Consider the following 20093-nt stretch of genomic DNA (forward strand, 5'->3'; position numbering starts at 1 on the left):
TATGATAATAAACTTCCCACTTCCGCAGCCAATAGTAAATGGTCCGTTTCAAACTGGTATCACAGATCCACAATGGCCTGTTTCTCCGCCTGAAATTATTTTGGATGACGAAGCGGCAAAAGAACAGTATGCTTTCGAGCGGGCAGGCAGAATTGACCCGCAGAATTTTTTAACTGTCGTTACAGCTAATGTAAATGTCGATACAAAGGAATCGCTTTGCAGCTTGTTTAAAAGCTTATCAAGTTTTGTCAAAGCACAAATAACCAGATTGCCAGATGATAACCATATACCAGTATTAAAGGAAATACCAAAAACCTGGCGAGTTACTATAACTGTTGGTTTGGGTAGTTTACTTTTTATTACTGCTGATGGCGATGACAGATTTGGCATCAGACATTTAAAACCAAGGTGGCTTCGAACCATGCCCAAAGTAACAGGCGATACATTTGATCCCAGTAAAACCGCGACTGACCTGATTTTTTTAATATCAAGCGACCACCCGTACGTGAATATCTCTATTGCGAGGGCTTTAAGTCAAGGAAATTGGGGGCAACAGGGAATTAAGGAAAAGCGTATAATTGTTAAAACGATTGATCAAGGATTTTCGAGACCTGACCGACGTGAATTTTTAAGGTTTGACGACGGGATAGACAATTTATCCAATAGCAAAGATGACGAATTGGATAAATTTGTATATGTAACACAAAGCGATGGAGAACCTGCCTGGGCAACGAATGGAGCATACCTTGCATGGCGTAAAATAAGAGAGAATTTGCCTTTTTGGGAAGCTTTCGCAAATCACGAACAGGAAAAAATGATTGGCAGGAAAAAGGATTCAGGCGTACCGCTTTCAAGAGAGGTATCAGGCCCCAGCGGAATGGCACCCGTATATCCTAACCCAAAAGACAAAGCAGATGGCCCATTGACAGCACATATTAGGAAGGTGCAGCCAAGAAGGCCTGGTACAGATTTATTTGGTGTAGCAGATTTGGAACGCCGTTTTCTAAGGCGTGGCTATCCTTATTTTGATGGTCTGGAAACCGGTACTGATAAAATAGCGTGTGGCTTATTATTTCTTGCGTTTACGCGTAACCTCAGAAAACAATTTGAATGGCCGGTTGAAAGCTGGCAAACCAATCCTGATTTTCCTGAACCGGGAACTGGTATTGATATTATGTATGGTAGCGGCGTTTTATCAAATGTTTCCGGAGGATACTATTTCTGTCCGCCCTCATTCATGAATGATAAAGATGCGTTTCTTGGTATGGCCTTATTCAAACATTAGTTTAAAAATTCAACCTTAACACAATATAAACATGACTCAACCCCGAAACGGCAGCTTGTCAGCTTTGCTTGAGCATACAAAGCTCAATGATCCCGAATTATACAATGAATATATTGCATCGCAGCGGACCGAAGAATCACCTACTTTAATTGAAAAAGCCTCAACCAAGATAATTTCTGAAAAAGTTCAGTTAAACAATATCTCGCTACTCGCTGACAATAAAGTAGAAGAGGCGATTGCATTAGCTAGACTGAGACCCGTACTCGTAATCAGGGATAATAAAGTTGTGCCTGAATTCGAAGGGCCGGATGTCGAGGTTTGGAAAGCTCGTATCATGGATAAAGATGTGGTTCTAAATGGGGTAATTCCTTCTATTGGCAGAGTTGAGGTAAAGAATAACATCCTATATAACTGGGTGGGTACAGGCTGGTTAATTGATACAAATATCATTGTAACAAATCGTCACGTCGCAAGTCTTTTCAGTCAAAATAATGAAGGATTTGCTTTTAAAATGGGTTATCCAAGCGGCTATCAATCAGCACAAATGGATTTTCTTGAAGAAGACCAACGTACAAATACGCTCGAATTTGCAATAGATCGTGTTTTATGGATGGCTGAGAATGATAATAGCCAGCCAGATGTTGCTTTTTTAAAGGTTAAAAGTATGTTAAACGGACCAGTGTTGCCTAAACCAATTCCATTGGCAGATACTGTTGGGGAAGGTGAAGTAGTAGTAACCATCGGCTATCCGGCACGTGATCCTGATGTGCCAGATCAGGAACTCGTTTTAAGCGTATTTAAAAATATTTATGATAAAAAAAGACTTGCACCGGGTATTATTCTAAAAGTTAAGGAACATGAATTGCAACACGACTGTTCTACGTTAGGTGGAAACTCTGGCTCAGCAGTAATTAGCTTGGCAACGGGAAAAGCTGTAGGCTTACATTTTGCCGGATTATATTTGCAAGCTAATTTTGCTGTGCCGGCTGCCATAATTAAAGGCCTTTTAAGTAAATTAAAATCGGGGACATTAACTAGGCTGGCCACCGCCGAATCGTTAGCTAACAACGACGAAGTGAACAAACCTGTAAATATGCTGCCAGTATCTAATAACACCTTTACTTTCGAGGCAACGATTCCAATAAAAATCACTGTTGATATAGGAGGTATTAGCATTAATTCGAATCCGACAGGCGTATCGCCTCTTGCTATTAGTCAATCGGTTAGTAGAAATAATTCCGATAGCGCACTCGATGCAGCGCGGGAAGCATTAATTGGCAAACCAGAGGTATTAAATGTCAGAAAAGGGTATCGTTTCAAAAATGGCTGGATCACCAACGAGCGGGTTATAGTAGTAGAGTTAACAGAAAAGAAAGGAATTGAGGATGTGCTTAAGTCCGGCCAAGCGCCCATTCCGGCACAATTTTATGGCGTTGGTGTAGATGTGCGCACTGCTCCCTTAATAGATCAATTACAAAATCTCGGAATCCAGATTGAGGCGCCACGAGTTGCTTCAGGAGCCGGAGTATATAGAGAACCACCATTTTTAAAGTTGAATCCGGTAAAAGAAGTGATGAGTGCTATTTTCCATGTTAGCCCAGATTCTGGCTTCCCTAATTTAAAGGCATTCCTAGAACGAGTGGAGCAAAAACTTACTGCGACTATGTACGAGTGGGAGGTAAACCATATCAGCAATGCCATTTTTAAAGCAATTAATGTTAATGGTCGGACGCTTACTATGGTAACTCAGAAAAAGGGAACCAAGGCGGCGGTAGCGGACATGCAATTAAGACTTGGAAATAAATTTAAACATGTTTGGGCATCTGTTGGTGCAGGTAAGATTGTACCCAGCGCTTATCATATAAAAGTAGCAACGCGAGATAGAAAAGAGTTTTGGCTTAGTAGCGGTAATTGGAAAGATTCTAATCAGGCCGATATAAATCCGGCTGTCGAACATTCAACATTAATGACACCTTTGCGTGAGCATAATAGAGAATGGCATGCGATTATTAAAAATGAAAAGCTTGCTGGCTTATTTGAGGATTTCATAAATTGGGATTTTCAAGAGGCACAGCGGGTACCCGCTGATGAAGCGCCAGAAATGGCTGATGTTGAAATATTTATACCAGATGAAGACTTTTTACCGGGAATTGAAAGCCCTGCTGTAGCTAAATACTTTTCGCCGCTAGTAATTATAAACCGGGAGTTAGAAATTCAACCATTTCTTACTCCTGATTGGGATGACCGAGGTACGAGGATTTTTATGGATTTCGTCACTAAAATGATAGATAATGCAAAAGCTGTAATTTATGTTGAAAATCAATCGTTTAATTTATTAGATAGCAATAATGAAGCTTTTGAGCGTTTTTTTGCCGTACTAAAGAAGAAACAAGATCAGGGGGTTGAAGTAAAAATTATTTTTCGCGATGGACGGGAATTTGGTAGCGCAAATGCTATTTCGTTAGAACGCCTTTTAGAGCGAATTAAAGATTTTGGTATCAACACAGATAATATTAAAGTTCAAACGGGTTGTCATACGAAAGCGATTATAGTTGATCCGGAAAATCCCGACAATTGCGCGGTAATGTTTGGCAGTCATAATCTTACAAATGCGGGCGCATTGTTTAATCGCGATGCAAGTCTATTATTAAAGGATAAGGAGGTAGTAGCCTATTACACCCAAATTTTTAAATTTGATTGGGAAGTGCTAAGTAAGCAATTTGTACGAGCTGAAGCCGCCGGTGTCATAGTTGCTGTGCCTGGAGAACCAGCGCCACTGGGATTTAAAAAAGTAAAAATGAGTGATCTGTTAGACCCTTCTTAAATGCAAATAAATGAACACCAATTTAACAAAAATTAGCGATGTTGTGCTTGATTTTGACGGAACCTGCACCCAAATACAGGTTATTTATCAGGCCTACCTGAATGATTATTTTCAAAACCTAATAGATTTTCTTCAAGTTAATTACGCTGATGTCTCGATAACTAGCGATGAATGGCAGGCGGCGCAACAACAGATACGCGAACATTCGCCATCAGCAGGCTGGATGCTGGCAGGTTGTCCATCCGCTCCGGCTGCAGCCGATCCTTATATACTTGCGGATGAATCCGCGAAATTTCTACTCCGAAAAAAGGAAATTTACGTTAGCATACCTGCTGATATTAATGCCAGGGCTTATGCTGCCAATCCTGCACCTTGGCGAGATGATGTTTACGAGACCATCAATAGGTTAATTGAAAATGGTATAGATATTCATTTTGTTTCGAATTCGGGCACTAAAATGATAAATGGCCGTTTACAGGAATTGTTCGAAGGCGTAGCAGGGGTTCCAAAAAAAATAAATGTGCAAAGTGATGCTGCGAAGTTTAAAATTTGTGAGTTAGCATGGGATAACGAAACGGTAGCAAAAGATAATCGAATTTTATTTAATTGTTTGGCACCGGTTGCTTGGGGCAATCACGAAAGCGTAACTAGGCCTATATATATAAGACGGGGCGCCTATTTTGAAGCGATATGTAAAGTTTTTAATAACAATCTTCAAAAATTAAAAAGCACCGTATTTTGCGGTGATATCTGGGAGATGGATCTTGCAATGCCACACGCGTTGGGTGCGAACGTACATCTTCTCGATCGGGCTCATCCGTTTGAAACATATAATTTCGAGCTAAAAGCAGTCAGTAACTATGGGAATTTTGGAAAATCCGGAAAAAATTTTTCGTCTTTATTAGAATGGCTTTGATGCCTAAATGTTTTGGCCAATTATTATTACATTTTTATCGTAATCATATAAGGAAACGAGCCTTACGTGTTCGTAATTCTGAATTTCATCTTTAAACAATACACCTTTATTTTTAAGATTTGCCACTACATCATCAAGTGACAAATCTTTATTAATTTGAAGCTCAATATTTATTGAACCCGTCATACCGGGAGCAGTGTTTGTTACAGGGTTCGCTGGATGCAATCCAATAATAAACCCATTACCAACATCAATTTCCGCCCATTCATTATCGATCCGGTTAATTAGTTTCAGTTGGAGTGTGTTTACATAAAATCCGATCGCATCATCCATAGATGATACATAAATTGAAGCAATGGCGCCGGAAAATAACTTACTCATTTAATTGATTTTAAGTCTTAAATTTAATGAATTTTCTTAAGAGAAATCCATATCAAATAAATATTATTTTAAGACAATAATAATTGTTTGAATCTAACAAACAGAGTTGAGACAGCTTGTCAACGGTGTTATGCTAATTTATTTGAAGTTATTCACACACATCACAGTTCAACCGGCTGAATTCTTTAGAAGGATGCAACTATTTGATAAATACTTTTAATAAAGCAATCTTACGTGTTATGCTTAAAATAAATGTAAGAAAGGTAAGAAAATTTATTTTCAATATGTTTTAAGGTCGCTAGCTTGGGCTATTATTTAATTACACCGAGGTAAACAGCCTTATAAATTAACCCAGCAATGTTTTTAACTTGAAGTTTTAAAAAAATATTTTTCCGGTGTGTTTCAATGGTGTTTTTGCTGATATTTAATTTTATGGCAATCTCATCAGTTGTAGATTCCTTTGCAACAAGCCCGATGATTTCTTTTTCCCTTTACTCAAAATCGATTTACTGAACTCAAGTAAACTGCGGTCTGTGGAAATGCCATTAAAATGTTTTTCGTTCCTCAACACAATTCCTATAATCGCATAAATCAGATGCTGTTTGTCTGTTTCTTTCAACAGGAAACCATCGATGTCCTTTATCGATTGCATGTTGTTGAACATGCTTACAACCAGAATTTTGACCTCTGGAAAATCTTTATTAAGAATTTTTATAAGTTCGAGACCGTTCATTTGAGGCATCGAAATGTCGGTAATAATAATGTCGGGTTAATTTACCTTTAATTTTAAAATTGCGTCTTTTGCTGTGTTTTTCGCGAAGGCTATTTCAAAGCCGGGCTCGTTTGACAGCACGGAGATTAACCCGTCTAAAAACATTTATGATCATCGACTATTCCGATTGTTATCATTGCTTATGTGGGGATATCGACTATAATAAAACTTCCGTTACCAATAATTGATTCAATATTTAAAGTGCCATTCAATGACTTTAAACGGTCAGCAATATTCTTTAGACCAATTCCGGTAACATCATCAGATTTGAATCCAATACATCATCTTCCACGATTATATTTAGGAAATTAGCGTGGCGTGTTATCGTCAAACTGACTTAGCTATTTCTAAAATCCGACGGATATTTACGCAGGATAAGGTTTTGGTTTAACACGTATTTTGGGAATTTGGCTAATTCACCTTCGTTTGAACTTTTATGATTCAATTCGTTATAATCAGGGAACGATAAAATCGTTTACCCCGCCGAATTTAAAGTTGGTTTCTGAATAAAGTTTTGAATTTTTAAAGCATTCAAGCGTAAGCGCCAAATCTTCAAAATGTTCTTTAAATTTTGCCTTTGGATTTTTCGTATACTCATCTCCGGTATACTTAGAAGATATAATAATAACATCGAGTAGTTGATGTTCGAGCCGACTTTTGATACTAATCAATGCGCGTCGATCCCATGCGTCGTTTTATTTCCCTTAGCACCTTTTGATTTGTGTTTTACTCCTTTTATACACGATATTGTTTCATTTGATATTGCCGAGTTATATCAGAGTAGATCTTTGAAGAAAAAATCGACTACTTTTTCGCCTTTTTCTCCAACAGTTTTTGACAATTCTCCCCATACGTCTTCATTTTATTGGATGGCTAATATATAAAGAATAGTTCGTGTGTATTCGACGAAATGCGTGTTTAAAAAGAAAGTTATTAACCAAATTAACAAATATTGAGAATCTGTACATCTTTTTAACAAATCAAACTCTTTTTTTCATGTTGGAATTTGTCTAAACTGCTTTGTCAAAATGCATCGAATTGAACAGTTATTTGTAATTGAAATCTTTTCAAATTAAAAGGGGGTAAGTATAAGGGTAACAAAAAAGATATCAGAAGCTATTTTTTGATACTTTATAAAAACAAAAAACCCCAGAAAGACTGGGGTTGTAGTATCAAAGAAAGTCATGTGCTTTCATTAGTTGTGACCTCGACTGGATTCAAACCAGTAACCTCTTGAGCCGTAATCAAGTGCGCTATTCAGTTGCGCCACGAGGCCTAATGCGGGTGCAAATATAAGTATAAATGTGAAATTTGCAAATTCAAAATGAAATAAAAATGTAAAAAAATACAATCAAAAACCTATTCTTCTAAAGCCCTTGAGGTTACATAATATTTCCAGCCAATAAGTGCCATCTGCCATTTGCTGGCTTTAGACAAATCGAGCTGCTGTTTTGTAAAGCTTGGCAACAACCATTTATTGAGTTTGGCTAAAATCTTAAACATAACAAATTCATTTAAAAGTAAATATAAAAAAAGGCCGCCATTTCTGACAGCCTTTCAGCTTTTATTTTTTAGATTTCGATTTTTCTATTTCAGCGCGTTGCTGTTCAATTTCAACCTTTGCCTGTTTTATTTCTTCGCGAGCCTGTTCGATTTCTCTTTTTGCCTGTTCCAGCTCTGGTTTTGACAATTCTATTTCACGTTGCGCCCTTTCAATCTCCGGACGCGATTTCCTGAGCTCCATTCTTGCTTTTAGAATTTCCGGGCGTGCTTTTCTCATTTCGTCCCTGGCTTGTCTTAAAGCATCACGTGTAATTTTATTGAGTTCTTTCGAATCAATCCGGATGTCGATATCATCAAGCCCTGCGAAAGCCTTATCTACATCGGCCAAAACAGCATCCCTATCAATATCAATATCTTCACCGTTTACCGAAATTACGATTTTACCGTTTTTTCCGGAATTCACAGTAACACTATGCTCATTAAAATCGGGTTCTTCCGGAGCTTCGGGCGCTTCCATGTCAGGAGCGTCAGGCGGTTCCGGTGCTTCTACATCGGCTACAGCCACAGCATCCCTGTTTTTAAAAATATGAATGCCGCCTGGATTTCCAAATCCAATCGCGCCATTGTCATTTTTAAAGAAACGCAAAGGCTTGATCGGTTCATCACCGCTCAATTGGTACACGCCTTTTTTATCTGATTTTTTATCTTTGTATTCCGCTTTGATCGCAACAATCTCACCGCTTAAATTTCGTTTGATTTTAGAGAACTTTAAATTAATTCCAATTTCTTTAGCGCGTTTGGTTTCGGCTTTTAATTCTTCATCCGTAGTGTTTTTGTCTACGACAACGGTCAGGCTTTCATCCGAAACTGGATTTCTTGCAATTTGCACTTGTTTTTCCTGGGCGATAACTTTCACCTGAAAATAAAACATAAAAGCTGCCAGCGCTGGAACAATCAGGAAATATTTCCACGAGTTCCACTTTTTCGATTGATTTTTGTTTAACATAACGATTCGTTTTTTGATTAATGATTGAAAAAAATGATTGGTAATCTCCACGCAGTTTTCATGCGTCGTAACTTTTAATAAGGTAAACTGATAGGCAGTTTTGTCGGAAGTGTTTTTAATGGCTTCACTGTCGGCGATGAATTCCAGGTTCTGCAGAATGGCTTTTTTGTACAGCCACACAAACGGATTGAACCAAAACACGATGCAAAATAGTCGCGCAATCAAAACATCAGCGGTATGATTTTGCTCGCAATGCACTTTTTCATGTTCTAAAATATTCGCCAGTTCGGCTTCGCTATACAGTGATGAATTGTAAACGATATAATTAAAATAGGAGAAAGGCGACACGTTTTCATTGACATCCACAAACTTAAAATCGGCTTGCTGCAGTACTTTTTTATGGCGCAGGACTTTCGTCAGATTTCCAAAATCCAATGCAAAACGAAACAGGAAAATCAGAATTCCAACTGCATAAATGCCTCCAAAAACCAATAACCAGTTGATCTCAAAAGTTTCCGGCTGTACAGCCATTTTAGAAACCGGAACATGCACCCAATCCACTTTCGGCGCAGCTTCAATCCAAACCACTTTCTTAAAAGTAACCCATGGCAACATTACCGATGTAACTAATCCAAGAAGTAAAAACCACCGGTTACTTTTAAAAAAGGTTTCTTTCCGAAGCAGGAAATAATACGCCGTCAGGAATGTCGCAATCAATGCGGACGACTTCAGCAGGTAAATGAAAATCGTTTCCATAACGTTATTTTTTAGATTCAATCATAGCCAAAATCTCTCGCAATTCCGCCGCTGAAATCTTTTCTTCCTTCGCAAAATGCGATACCATATTTTTATAAGAACTGTTGAAATACGTGTCAATCGCCGTATTCATAAACCGTTTCCTGTAATCTTCCTTGCTCACAACCGGAAAATATTGATGCGTATTCCCAAACGCATGATGCGACACAAAACCCTTTTCTTCTAGATTTCTAATGATCGTCGAAAGCGTGTTGTAATGCGCATCATCAGCCATTTCAGCCATCACTTCCTTCACAAAAGCTTTCTCCAGCTTCCACAAAACGTGCATGATTTCTTCTTCTTTATTAGTTAATTTTTGCATGATATATAATTCTTAAATTTAAATTTTATTAGGGCGTTGCCTGCGGCCGGGATTTTCGTTTCAATCTTTTTAAATTTCACTGCGTTACATTAAAAAAGGATTTCCACTTCAATCCCTAACGCGGAGAAAAAATCCGGACAGCCACTGGCAAGAACCGAAAGTCTGCTAGACTTTCTCCTCTTAATATCAAATTCCTTTTAATTTCAAATCTAACGCGGAGAAATACGTTCAATTGTCATTTCGACGCAGAAGAAATTTAAAACAACAATTCAAATTTAAACTATTTTTTTAGTTATACAACTATATAAATAGTTATTTAACTAAAATTTAAGTTAAAAGCAGAGACTTCTTTTTTGTAAATTTGTTACAGTCTAATAAAATAGGGCATGAGCGAAAAAAAATACAACAGCAAAAATTTTCATAGATACACATTTTGTATTTTCAAACAAGTTGGTTTAAGTGAGATTCAAAACCAAAAACCCAACTACAAAAGCAAATCGGGAAGCAGCTATTTCTTTACTGAAACCGGCGTTTACAGATTGTCAAATCATTGGGGACGCGCAGCAAATTGCAAATGGCGGCTTCAGCCATCGGGAAATTCAGGTACTGAAAGAACGAAACTCGGCTTCGCAAAGTGGGAACAATTCCATCCCGACAACGACACTGAAAAATTATATGTTATAGAAGTAGATTTTGAAAACGACAGCGTCATATTCAACCACAAATCAAACGAAAGTAAAAGTCCGGCAGCCATTTTAAGAACCGCTTCCGAAACGACCAAACGCATCAAGCAAATCAGAAACCTGCTCGACAACCATTCCTGGACGCAATATTATCCGCAAAAAGACAGGGAAACATTAAAGAAAGAAGTTATCACAAAACTCATCCAAACCGAAAAATCGCTTCAGGAAATTAAGGCTGAAGTCAATTGACGAATGACAAATGTCAAATGGCGAATGAAAATTCTGTGCACAATCAGTATCCGTTTGACATTCGTTGTTCATCATTCGACCTATACGTTTTCTTCCCGCACCATTTTCATCAGCCAAACACAGCAAACTGCAGCAACAATTCCCAGGCTTCCCATAAAAATCCAGTTCGTCTGATAGCCAAAATGGCTTGTCATTTCCATCCCGGTTTTTGAACTCATAATGTGAGCTAAACTGAAACTCATCGTAAATAAAGCCATGTATCGGCCTTCATGCCCGCGCGGTGCACGGCTTAAAGCAAACGAATTAGAAAACGGAAACAGGAACATTTCGCCAAAAGTCATAAACATAATACTGATGACTAAAACGCCTGCCCAACCCTTAAAAAGCAATACGGCAAAACTAAAAGTCATCATTAGCGAGCCCCAGAGCATGATCTTTAATTTGTTGGTTTTATTGCGGTCAAAAATACTCACTATAGGCATTTCAAGGAAAAAGATCAGCAAGCCATTCAGTGTCATCAACAGTCCGGTCTGAAATTCGGTCAGTCCGTACATTTCATGATGATACAACGGCAGCGTCGAGAAAATCTGGAAAAAGATCATTGCCGTCGCAAAACTCACAAACAGGAAAACCCAGAAAATCCGGTCTTTAAAAACCGAATCGACTTTGGTGTCTTGGGTAAAATGGCCGTCAACATGAACCGGATTTTTCTTTTCTTTCACCAATAAAGCGAAAATCAAAATGGCGATGATACACGAACTTCCATCTGCCCAAAACAAGCCCTGATACCCAATTCCCATAATGATCAATCCGCCCAATGCCGGGCCGGCAGCGAATCCGAGGTTTACAGCGAGCCGAACCAATGTAAAAGCACGCGTTCTATTTTCAGGCTTAGCATACGCGCCAAGCGACACGAACATCGCCGGACGAAACATATCTGCAACAGCCATTATGACGAACATCGCGATGCACAATCCCCAAAAAGAAGTAATAAACTGCAATCCGAGAAACAACAATCCGCTGGTAAACAAGCTGAAAATCATGATTTTATAAAACCCGATCTTATCAGACAATTTTCCGCCAAGCCACGATCCAAGCATTGATCCGAGACCGAAACAAACCATGACCCAACCGACTTCCCCATACGAAAATCCTAGATCTTCCTTTAAATATTTTGAAAGAAACGGCAAAACCATCGTTCCGGCGCGGTTGATAAAAGTAATGGTTGCAAGGATCCAAACCTCACGAGAAAAGCCGCGGAAGTTATTGATGTAGCGCTCGAAACCCGATTTTAGCATGGAAATCTTAAATTTTTGTGCCCCAAATTTACAAACTCCGCAATGATAAATGGCGCGATTTAAATTTTCATTTCCGTATTTTTGCACAAATCTTTTAAAATGAAAAATCGCTTTTTGCTGGCATTGCTGTTTGTAGGTATCGTTGGCTTTGGCCAGGAAAAATTTGAAGAATCGAAAGTCAAAAGGTTTCAGGATGAACTCAATACTGAATTCGCTTCCAAAGATAAAAGTCCATTGACCGAAGAAAATCGTAAAGATTTTAAAACACTCGATTTTTTTTCGTCAAATGCTAAATATTTCGTAGTGGCCGATTTCAAAAGAACCGAATCCGAAAAGCCGTTTAAAATGAAAACGTCAACAGACAGAACGCCGGTTTATGTAAAATTTGGGGAACTGACTTTCACGCTTGAAGGAAAATTATTTCGTCTAAATGTGTATCAGAACATTGAGCTTCTGAAGAAAAAAGGATTTGAAGATTATCTTTTCCTGCCGTTTTCCGACCTGACTTCAGGCAAAGAAACCTATATCGGCGGACGTTACATCGACATGAAAATCCCGAAAGGAAATCAAGTGGCGATTGATTTCAATACGGCTTACAATCCGTATTGCGCGTACAATCATAAATATTCGTGCCCGATTGTTCCATTGGAAAATGACCTGAATATCGAGATCAATGCCGGTGTTAAAAAGTTTCACGACTGATGGATTTCATCAATATCCATACACACCGTTTTTCATCAGATGAAAAAATTCTGGAAATTGTAAACCAATATCCGAATGAATTTACAGAGTCCATTCCGAATTTTTCAATCGGAATTCATCCCTGGTACATCGATGAAAACCGAATTGACGACGATTTGAAAATCATCGAAAGCAAATTACAGCAAAAAAACTGTCTTGCAATTGGGGAATGCGGACTCGACAAACGAATCGAAAAGCCGATGGATTTGCAGGCTCAAGTTTTTGAATCACAATTGGCTTTAGCCGAAAAACATCAAAAACCCGCAATCATTCACTGTGTTGCGGCCTTTCAGGAAGTGATTGAAACAAAAAAACGCCTCAATATTTCCATTCCAATGATTATTCACGGATTTTCAAAAAATGAGCACACGGCAAAACAGCTGCTCGACAACGGATTTTATCTTTCCTTTGGGAAATATTTATTGAGAAATCCCGAACTTGAATCGGTTTTTAAAAGCGTTCCAAATGACCGGTTTTTTCTCGAAACCGATACCATTGAAGAAAATATCGCTGACCTTTATGCATTGGCAGCAAAATATAAAAGCCTGCAGATTTCCGATTTGCAGCAACAAATAAAATTAAATTTTAAAACCGTATTTGAGTCGGAGTAAATCCGAAACCTTAAATCAAAAATCTATAATTGCAATGGCAGAATGGACAGAAAGGGCAGAGCTGCTCTTCAAAAAAGAAGGACTTGAAAAATTAAAAAATTCGAATATATTGATCGTCGGCGTCGGTGGCGTGGGTTCCTTTGCAGCCGAATTCATCGCGCGCGCCGGAGTCGGTAAAATCACGATTGTCGATGGCGATGTAGTCGATATTACTAACATCAATAGGCAATTGCCGGCATTGCATTCGACCGTTGGCGAACCCAAAATTGATATCGTTGGAAACCGTTTGATGGACATCAATCCGGAATTGCACCTTACGAAAATCCGCGAATTTTTATCACCCGAACGCGCTTTCGAAATTGTCTCCGATGAATATGATTTTGTCATGGATTGCATCGACAGCGTCACGCCAAAACTGAATCTGATCATCGCGGCCAAACGCAAAAAGATCAAGATCATCAGCAGCATGGGCGCAGGCGGAAAGATGGAAGCGGCAAAAGTAAAAGTTGCAGACATCAGCAACACCGAAAATTGCTTTCTTGCCAAAACGATCAAAAAAAGGCTCAAAGAAGTCAAGATAGACAAAGGCGTAAAAGTGGTTTTTTCATCAGAAATCCAGGATGAAAACAGCCTTAAAAAAACCGATGGGAAGAATTTCAAAAAATCTTTTTATGGAACAAATAGTTACATGCCGGGGCTTTTTGGATTGTATGCCGCAGAAACTGTCATTCGACATATTCTGAAAAAGGAAGAAACCATTCAGGAATAAACAGAAACCCAGCTACTCGCAAATCAGCATCTATTAAATGATAAAAACCGTAATTTTCGATATGGATGGCGTGATCGTCGATACCGAACCCGTGCATTCCTATGCTTTTCACCAGCATTTTAAAAACCTCGGAATCGATGTTTCGGATGCTGTATATGCGACGCTTTTAGGCAAATCGACGAAAAATGTCTACCAGAGTTTGAAAGAAAAATTTCATCTTGATGCAGATATTCAGACTTTAATTAATCAGAAGCGCGCCATTTTTAATGATGCTTTCGACCACAAACCTGATTTATTTTTAATTGACGGCGTAGAAGATTTAATTAAAGATTTGTATTCAAAAGGCATGCAGCTGATTGTGGCCTCGTCATCTTCAAAACAAACGATCGACCGCGTTTTTAAGCGTTTCAATTTGTACCAATATTTTACCGATGTCGTCAGCGGAGAAGATTTTCCAAAATCAAAACCCGATCCTGAGATTTTTCTTCATGCGGCAGCATTATCAAAAGCGCCAAAAGATAACTGCATCGTAATTGAAGACAGCTCAAATGGAGTGAAAGCCGCAAAAGCCGCAGGGATTTTCTGCATTGGCTATGACAGCGTTCATTCGAAAATGCAGGATTTATCTGAAGCTGATGTGGTCATTCGGGAATTTAGTGAATTGAATTTTGAGAAGATAAAGAATTTGAAATAGTTTCAGGACGAACTTCAGCCAACTGCTTCCTTAAAAATTTTCAGGCATCTTTCGCGCGCTTCTTTGTGATCTACAATCGGTTCCGGATAGGATAATTCTTCCAATTCGGGAACCCATTTCCGGATGTATTTCAAATCTTTATCGAACTTTTTGACCTGTTCTGTTGGATTAAAAATCCTGAAATAGGGCGCAGCATCCACGCCGCTTCCGGCATTCCATTGCCAGTTTCCGATGTTAGATGATTGTTCGTAATCGAGCAGTTTCAAAGCAAAATAAGCTTCGCCCCAACGCCAGTCGATCAGTAAATGTTTGCACAAAAAACTTGAAGTGACCATTCTAACGCGGTTGTGCATGAACCCGGTTTCGTTGAGTTCGCGCATTCCGGCATCGACCATCGGATAGCCTGTTTTCCCTTCACACCATGCTTTGAATTCTTTTTCGTTGTTGCGCCATTTGATGTTGTCGTATTTCGGGCGGAAACTTTTGGTTACGGTTTCTGGAAAATGCCATAAGATCTGCATGAAGAATTCACGCCAGACCAATTCGTTTAAGAATGTTTCGTTGTTTTCCTGATAGGCTTTTGCTACGATTGTGCGAATGCTGACTGATCCAAAACGCAGATGCACACCCAATCTTGAGGTTCTTAAATCCGGGAAATTGCGCGTGGCTTCGTAGTGTTCAATTAATGTTTTTGAAATGTCGAATTCTTGAATTTTAGTTTTTGATCTTTCAAAATGGATGTCCGATAATTCTAAAAAAGGATAATGATGTGCTGTAATATTTTTGAGTAAATCTTCTGATTTGAAATGCACAAGCTTTGACTTCGAAAATTTTTCTTTCCATTTTCTGGAATACGGCGTATAAACGACATAAGGTTTTTCATCGTCCTTCACGACTTCACTTCCCTCAAAAATGACCTGATCTTTGAAAGTTTTGAATTCTATATTTTTCGATTTCAGGAATTTCTCAATGTCGGAATCGCGTTTTTTCGCATAAGGTTCATAATCGTGATTCGTATAAACCGCAGTGATTTCGTTTTCCTTTATGAGTTTCTCAAAAACAGTTTCGGGTTCGCCATGAAAAACGGCAAGCGACTTTTTGTATTTGTGCAATTGTGTATTGATTTGTACCAATAAATCGGAAATGAAAGTGACGCGCGCATCGTCTTTCGGCAGTTCAGAAAGAATGTTTTTATCGAAAATAAATACCGGCAAAACTTCAGAATCCTGCAAAGCTTTGAATAAACCTGCATTGTCTTCCAATCTTAAATCGCGCCTGAACCAGAAAATCGTCATAGAAAATAAATTAATTAACTAAAAGTGTAGACAAGCCCTGAAATCCATGAACTTTTATCAGATAATAAAAAAGCGGCCATTTGTGCAATGTCCTCTGCCTCGCCAAAACGCTTTAATGGATGGCGCTCTGAAGATTTTTCCTGTTTGCTTTCGTTGTTTAAGAATTTGTCTGCTAACGGCGTATTGGTCAACGACGGTGCAATGACATTGACACGAAATTTCGGCGCATATTCTGCTGCCAGTGCTTTTGCAAAACCTTCAACTGCACCTTTTGCCGCTGCAACACTCGTATGAAATGGCATTCCAGTTTGCACTGCGACGCTGCTGAAAAGTAAAATACTGGCCTGTTTGGAAGCAGAAAGCTGTGGCAAAATGGTCTGTAAAACTTTCACCATATTGATAAAATTGACTTGCAGATCTTCAGCAAAAGTTTCGGGTTTTATTCCTTTAAACGGCCGAAGGTTGATGCTTCCCGGCAAGTAGACAAAACCGTCAATGTTTTCAGGTAATTTTGTGACATCCAGGGTATCATTGGCAGCATCAAAAACAATGTGATTGACTTTCAAACCGGATAAATTCTCGGAAGTCCGCGACGCAATGAAAACGTTATTTGCGTATAGCAATTCCTTGGCTAAAGCCAAGCCAATTCCGTATGAACCGCCAATCAATAAGATGTTTTTCATCGCTGTTGCGGATTAAATTCACCAAAAAGTTCGGTCAGTTTTTTTGTGCGGTATTCGAAAATCTTATCCAGTTCCGGCTTCACCAAAAACGGATGCGCCAATTGCCCTAAAATTCCCATTGGGACTTTATAATGCACAATATCTTCCATTTCAACGCCACCGGGAATTTCCTTCAAAAAGTGTTTGTGGTGCCAGAAATTGTAAGGCCCGAAACGCTGTTCATCTACGAAAAATTCCTTGTCTTCCACATGTGTGATTTCAGTTACCCATTGCATTTTGAGTCCGAAAAGCGGCGTAATCGTATAATGGATGATCTGTCCGGAGAACATTTTTCGTTCATCGCCTGAAATCGTGTGAAAGCCCATTTCTTTTGGCGTAATGACTTCGAGGTTTTTAGGATCGGAAATAAAATCCCAAGCCTGCTGCAATGAAATCGGTAGTTTCTGAATGCTTTTTTTGGTGTATAATTTCATGGAAATCACTTTTTGTAAAGGTATAAATTGTTTAATGAAAATTGATAAACAATAAACAAAATAATGTTGAGAATATGCATTTGACTGTTCCGTTCCTTTCTCATTTTCTAATTGCCACATTTTCTAATTTCTTTCAATTTGAATTTGTAATTTTGGCGGATAACCTTAATTTATTACACATGAAAAAAATATTTTTCGTACTGGCCGTGATCGCAGCTTCGTTTTCGGTTGAAGCACAAGTAAAAACGCCTGCTCCAAGTCCGGCAGCAAGCGTTAAGCAAGTAGTTGGTTTAACCGATGTTGAAGTAGATTATTCACGTCCGGGGATGAAAGGCAGAACGATTTTTGGCGATCTGGTTCCGTTTGGAAAGCTGTGGAGAACTGGTGCAAATGCAAACACAACGATTTCATTCAGCGAAGATGTCGTGATCGACGGAAAGTCTTTGAAAAAAGGGAAGTATGCGTTATACACAACACCAAAAGCCGACAACTGGGAGATTATTTTCTATTCTGATTCAGACAATTGGGGCACGCCGGAAAAATGGGACGATACAAAAGTGGCTTTGAAAGCGACAGCTAAAGCAGAAATGCTGAACAGAAGCGTAGAAAGCTTAACGATCGGAATTAACGGTTTGGACAACAATTTCGGCTTCCTTGAAATTTCATGGGAAAAGACTTTGGTTGCTTTGAAATTTGAAGTTCCGACAGAAAAAACAGCCATGGCAAGCATTGAAAAAGCTTTGGCCGGGCCAACCGCAAACGATTATTTTTCATCGGCGCAATATTACTACCAGTCAAACGGAGATCTGACCAAAGCATTGGCTTACGTAAACAAAGCATTGGAATTGAACAAAGAAAAACCGTTCTGGTTCAATAGGTTGAAATCTTTGATCCAGGCAAAAACTGGAGATAAAAAAGGCGCAATTGAATCAGCGAAAGCTTCATTGGCTGCTGCAACCGCTGCAAAAAACAATGATTATGTGAAAATGAATAACGACAGCATTGCAGAATGGAGTAAGAAATAACCTGAAATCTGTTTAAAAAAAATCCCGCTCTTATGTTGAAAGCGGGATTTTTTATGCTTTTATTCGATCGTTTTTCATCACGATTTGAAGTGTCACAGATAGGAAAATCGTTAACATTGCACCAATGAAATTCAGCCATAAAAAGCTTACGACATCAAGATAATAAATGTAGAAAATCGTCAATTGACTCATGACAGCGCCCCAAAAAATTGCTTTGGCTTTGACGTATTTGATGTAAAATCCGACAAGGAAAATCCCGAGAACCGTTCCGTAAAAAATCGATCCGATGATGTTGACGAGCTGGATTAAATTTTCGAATAATGTCCCGACACACGCAAAAAGGATTGCAATAATTCCCCAGATCAAAGTGAAAAATTTCGTGGCATTTACAAAATGCTTGTCCGATTTTTCACCTTTAATATTGCGTTTGTAGATGTCGATGGCTGTTGTAGAAGCCAATGCATTGATTCCTGAAGCTGTTGATGACATGGCCGCGGAAAGAATTACAGCTAGCAAAAGTCCGATCAAACCTTTTGGTAAATAATTTAAAATGAAATGTATAAAGACATAATCTTTATCATTGGTTTCCGCTTTATTATCGGCTTTTGAAATCAGTTCGCGCGCTTCATCACGCAAATCATTCTCTTTGCTGGATAATGCTACGAGTTCTTTCCGTAAAATCGGATTGTCGTAATTCTGGTTTAAGTGGTCAATGTAAATCAGGTTGATCTCTTTTTTTTCTTCAGATAATTTGTCGAGTTTTTGTTCCAGAATGTGGTATTCGTTTTTATATTTCGAATGCTCCACGGCCACTTTATTGTTCGGATTGAAATTTAGCGGCACCGGATTGAATTGGAAAAATACAAAAACCATCACACCGATCAGCAAGATAAAAAACTGCATCGGCACTTTTAAAAATCCGTTCATGATCAAACCCATCTGGCTTTCCTTGACCGATTTTCCGGATAAATAACGGCCAACCTGCGATTGATCGGTTCCAAAATACGAAAGTGCGAGAAAAAACCCGCCCGTAATCCCGCTCCAAAACGTATAACGTGTTTCAGGGTCGAATGAAAAATCGACCACATCCATTTTATGGTTTGCACCGGCAATATGCATCGCATTGCTAAACGTCATATCGTTCGGAAGCAAATGTAAAATCAGGAAAAACGTCACAAACATTCCGGTCATGATCACGAACATTTGCTGTTTTTGGGTGACGTTTACGGCTTTGGTTCCGCCTGCAAACGTGTAAATAATCACCAAAACGCCAATGGCAATATTCATTAAGGTCAAATTCCAACCGAGCAATGCCGATAAAATAATTGCCGGTGCATAAATCGTCAAACCCGTTCCCAATCCGCGTTGAAACAAAAACAAACCCGCAGCGAGCGAACGTGTTTTTAAATCGAAGCGCTGTTCGAGATATTCATACGCCGTAAAAACTTTTAACTTGTGGTAAATCGGGATGAATGTGTAGCAGATGACGACCATTGCGATCGGCAATCCGAAATAAAACTGCACGAAACCCATTCCGTCGTGATAAGCCTGTCCCGGCGTCGATAAAAATGTGATTGCACTGGCTTGTGTCGCCATAACCGAAAGCCCGACTGTCCACCATGGCGTTTCATTATTTCCAAGAATGTAATCCTCAACGTTTTTGCTTCCTTTTGTTTTCCAAACGCCATAAACGACGATGAATAATAAGGTTGCCGAAAGTACGATCCAGTCGATTTGCTGCATATTATGAGAACATTTCCATGATTAG

General features: G+C 38.9%; 20 protein-coding genes and 1 tRNA gene. 9 read left to right on the plus strand and 12 right to left on the minus strand.

Translation table 11 applies throughout. The features are described from left to right. Position 1 precedes the first annotated feature (1 nt). From BLS32_RS08585 to BLS32_RS08595, 3 genes are read left to right on the plus strand one after another with little or no spacing between them, the layout of a single operon-like run. Complete coding sequence (locus tag BLS32_RS08585) at positions 2–1285, plus strand: Dyp-type peroxidase (RefSeq protein WP_091394089.1); 1284 nt, start codon at positions 2–4, stop codon at positions 1283–1285. A gap of 31 nt (positions 1286–1316) precedes the next feature. Beyond that, positions 1317–4109, plus strand: coding sequence for a phospholipase D-like domain-containing protein (locus BLS32_RS08590; RefSeq protein WP_091394091.1), 2793 nt, complete (start codon positions 1317–1319; stop codon positions 4107–4109). A 10-nt stretch (positions 4110–4119) separates the two neighbouring features. Continuing rightward, positions 4120–5025 carry a hypothetical protein gene (locus tag BLS32_RS08595; protein ID WP_091394094.1) on the plus strand — a complete coding sequence of 302 codons (906 nt, stop codon included), beginning with the start codon at positions 4120–4122 and terminating at the stop codon, positions 5023–5025. A 3-nt stretch (positions 5026–5028) separates the two neighbouring features. On the opposite strand, the gene BLS32_RS08600 is transcribed toward BLS32_RS08595, so the two are convergent. From BLS32_RS08600 to BLS32_RS08630, 7 genes are all read right to left on the minus strand, one after another. Continuing rightward, on the minus strand, positions 5029–5406 hold the full coding sequence (locus tag BLS32_RS08600; protein WP_139171716.1) for a VOC family protein: 378 nt from the start codon (positions 5404–5406) through the stop codon (positions 5029–5031). Positions 5407–5717: 311 nt separating this feature from the next. After that, positions 5718–5885: a helix-turn-helix transcriptional regulator gene (locus BLS32_RS18850; protein WP_091394721.1), complete on the minus strand. Its 168-nt coding sequence runs from the start codon at positions 5883–5885 to the stop codon at positions 5718–5720. Beyond that, entirely contained in the window at positions 5837–6169 is a 333-nt protein-coding gene (locus tag BLS32_RS08610; protein WP_307725617.1) for a response regulator, read from the minus strand. The genes BLS32_RS18850 and BLS32_RS08610 overlap by 49 nt, the downstream gene beginning before the upstream one ends. Positions 6170–7380: 1211 nt before the next feature. Continuing rightward, positions 7381–7454, minus strand: a tRNA-Arg gene (locus BLS32_RS08615). Between the two features lie 83 nt (positions 7455–7537). Continuing rightward, positions 7538–7681 (minus strand): SsrA-binding protein, encoded by a 144-nt coding sequence (locus tag BLS32_RS08620; RefSeq protein WP_091394102.1) that lies wholly within the window; start codon positions 7679–7681, stop codon positions 7538–7540. A 61-nt stretch (positions 7682–7742) separates the two neighbouring features. Further along, the gene (locus BLS32_RS08625) at positions 7743–9443 is read right to left on the minus strand and encodes a M56 family metallopeptidase (protein WP_091394104.1); all 1701 of its coding nucleotides are present in this window, start codon (positions 9441–9443) and stop codon (positions 7743–7745) included. Positions 9444–9447: 4 nt separating this feature from the next. Continuing rightward, entirely contained in the window at positions 9448–9804 is a 357-nt protein-coding gene (locus BLS32_RS08630; RefSeq protein WP_091394106.1) for a BlaI/MecI/CopY family transcriptional regulator, read from the minus strand. 386 nt (positions 9805–10190) lie between these two features. Here BLS32_RS08630 and BLS32_RS08635 point away from each other — a divergent pair, with 386 nt between their 5' ends. Continuing rightward, complete coding sequence (locus BLS32_RS08635) at positions 10191–10736, plus strand: hypothetical protein (protein WP_245699372.1); 546 nt, start codon at positions 10191–10193, stop codon at positions 10734–10736. 80 nt (positions 10737–10816) lie between these two features. On the opposite strand, the gene BLS32_RS08640 is transcribed toward BLS32_RS08635, so the two are convergent. Then, a complete protein-coding gene (locus tag BLS32_RS08640) occupies positions 10817–12034 on the minus strand; it encodes an MDR family MFS transporter (RefSeq protein ID WP_091394727.1) in 1218 nt (405 codons plus the stop codon). Between the two features lie 99 nt (positions 12035–12133). On the opposite strand from BLS32_RS08640, the gene BLS32_RS08645 reads away from it, so the two are divergent. Genes BLS32_RS08645 through BLS32_RS08660 form a run of 4 tightly spaced genes read left to right on the plus strand, consistent with a single transcriptional unit; the run spans position 12134 to position 14849 of the window. Further along, positions 12134–12736 carry a DUF1684 domain-containing protein gene (locus BLS32_RS08645; protein ID WP_091394109.1) on the plus strand — a complete coding sequence of 201 codons (603 nt, stop codon included), beginning with the start codon at positions 12134–12136 and terminating at the stop codon, positions 12734–12736. Next, positions 12736–13386, plus strand: coding sequence for a TatD family hydrolase (locus BLS32_RS08650; RefSeq protein WP_091394111.1), 651 nt, complete (start codon positions 12736–12738; stop codon positions 13384–13386). The genes BLS32_RS08645 and BLS32_RS08650 overlap by 1 nt, the downstream gene beginning before the upstream one ends. A 34-nt stretch (positions 13387–13420) precedes the next feature. Beyond that, positions 13421–14155: a tRNA threonylcarbamoyladenosine dehydratase gene (locus BLS32_RS08655; RefSeq protein WP_091394114.1), complete on the plus strand. Its 735-nt coding sequence runs from the start codon at positions 13421–13423 to the stop codon at positions 14153–14155. Between the two features lie 37 nt (positions 14156–14192). Continuing rightward, the gene (locus BLS32_RS08660; protein ID WP_091394117.1) at positions 14193–14849 is read left to right on the plus strand and encodes an HAD family hydrolase; all 657 of its coding nucleotides are present in this window, start codon (positions 14193–14195) and stop codon (positions 14847–14849) included. A 14-nt stretch (positions 14850–14863) separates the two neighbouring features. Here the strand turns inward: BLS32_RS08660 and BLS32_RS08665 are convergent, their stop codons facing one another. Genes BLS32_RS08665 through BLS32_RS08675 form a run of 3 tightly spaced genes read right to left on the minus strand, consistent with a single transcriptional unit; the run spans position 14864 to position 17300 of the window. Next, on the minus strand, positions 14864–16144 hold the full coding sequence (locus BLS32_RS08665; protein ID WP_091394119.1) for a cryptochrome/photolyase family protein: 1281 nt from the start codon (positions 16142–16144) through the stop codon (positions 14864–14866). 14 nt (positions 16145–16158) lie between these two features. Further along, positions 16159–16827, minus strand: a complete 669-nt coding sequence (locus BLS32_RS08670; RefSeq protein ID WP_091394122.1) for an SDR family NAD(P)-dependent oxidoreductase — start codon at positions 16825–16827, stop codon at positions 16159–16161. Beyond that, complete coding sequence (locus BLS32_RS08675) at positions 16824–17300, minus strand: SRPBCC family protein (RefSeq protein ID WP_091394730.1); 477 nt, start codon at positions 17298–17300, stop codon at positions 16824–16826. Before BLS32_RS08675 ends, BLS32_RS08670 begins: the two co-directional genes overlap by 4 nt. A gap of 179 nt (positions 17301–17479) precedes the next feature. Here BLS32_RS08675 and BLS32_RS08680 point away from each other — a divergent pair, with 179 nt between their 5' ends. After that, on the plus strand, positions 17480–18325 hold the full coding sequence (locus BLS32_RS08680) for a DUF2911 domain-containing protein (RefSeq protein WP_091394125.1): 846 nt from the start codon (positions 17480–17482) through the stop codon (positions 18323–18325). A 51-nt stretch (positions 18326–18376) separates the two neighbouring features. Here BLS32_RS08680 and BLS32_RS08685 read toward each other — a convergent pair whose 3' ends face one another. Next, positions 18377–20068: a sodium:solute symporter family protein gene (locus BLS32_RS08685; RefSeq protein WP_091394129.1), complete on the minus strand. Its 1692-nt coding sequence runs from the start codon at positions 20066–20068 to the stop codon at positions 18377–18379. Positions 20069–20093: the final 25 nt, after the last annotated feature.

The sequence above is a fragment of the Flavobacterium noncentrifugens genome (genome assembly GCF_900100375.1).
In the GTDB taxonomy this organism is placed as follows: Bacteria; Bacteroidota; Bacteroidia; order Flavobacteriales; family Flavobacteriaceae; genus Flavobacterium; species Flavobacterium noncentrifugens.

Bases quoted from the DNA above. Each gene is read 5' to 3' on its own strand.
- BLS32_RS08585 (WP_091394089.1), top strand. From the start codon at position 2: ATGATAATAAACTTCCCACTTCCGCAGCCAATAGTAAATGGTCCGTTT.
- BLS32_RS08590 (WP_091394091.1), top strand. From the start codon at position 1,317: ATGACTCAACCCCGAAACGGCAGCTTGTCAGCTTTGCTTGAGCATACA.
- BLS32_RS08595 (WP_091394094.1), top strand. From the start codon at position 4,120: ATGAACACCAATTTAACAAAAATTAGCGATGTTGTGCTTGATTTTGAC.
- BLS32_RS08600 (WP_139171716.1), bottom strand. From the start codon at position 5,406: ATGAGTAAGTTATTTTCCGGCGCCATTGCTTCAATTTATGTATCATCT.
- BLS32_RS08620 (WP_091394102.1), bottom strand. From the start codon at position 7,681: ATGTTTAAGATTTTAGCCAAACTCAATAAATGGTTGTTGCCAAGCTTT.
- BLS32_RS08625 (WP_091394104.1), bottom strand. From the start codon at position 9,443: ATGGAAACGATTTTCATTTACCTGCTGAAGTCGTCCGCATTGATTGCG.
- BLS32_RS08630 (WP_091394106.1), bottom strand. From the start codon at position 9,804: ATGCAAAAATTAACTAATAAAGAAGAAGAAATCATGCACGTTTTGTGG.
- BLS32_RS08635 (WP_245699372.1), top strand. From the start codon at position 10,191: ATGAGCGAAAAAAAATACAACAGCAAAAATTTTCATAGATACACATTT.
- BLS32_RS08640 (WP_091394727.1), bottom strand. From the start codon at position 12,034: ATGCTAAAATCGGGTTTCGAGCGCTACATCAATAACTTCCGCGGCTTT.
- BLS32_RS08645 (WP_091394109.1), top strand. From the start codon at position 12,134: ATGAAAAATCGCTTTTTGCTGGCATTGCTGTTTGTAGGTATCGTTGGC.
- BLS32_RS08650 (WP_091394111.1), top strand. From the start codon at position 12,736: ATGGATTTCATCAATATCCATACACACCGTTTTTCATCAGATGAAAAA.
- BLS32_RS08655 (WP_091394114.1), top strand. From the start codon at position 13,421: ATGGCAGAATGGACAGAAAGGGCAGAGCTGCTCTTCAAAAAAGAAGGA.
- BLS32_RS08660 (WP_091394117.1), top strand. From the start codon at position 14,193: ATGATAAAAACCGTAATTTTCGATATGGATGGCGTGATCGTCGATACC.
- BLS32_RS08665 (WP_091394119.1), bottom strand. From the start codon at position 16,144: ATGACGATTTTCTGGTTCAGGCGCGATTTAAGATTGGAAGACAATGCA.
- BLS32_RS08670 (WP_091394122.1), bottom strand. From the start codon at position 16,827: ATGAAAAACATCTTATTGATTGGCGGTTCATACGGAATTGGCTTGGCT.
- BLS32_RS08675 (WP_091394730.1), bottom strand. From the start codon at position 17,300: ATGAAATTATACACCAAAAAAAGCATTCAGAAACTACCGATTTCATTG.
- BLS32_RS08680 (WP_091394125.1), top strand. From the start codon at position 17,480: ATGAAAAAAATATTTTTCGTACTGGCCGTGATCGCAGCTTCGTTTTCG.
- BLS32_RS08685 (WP_091394129.1), bottom strand. From the start codon at position 20,068: ATGCAGCAAATCGACTGGATCGTACTTTCGGCAACCTTATTATTCATC.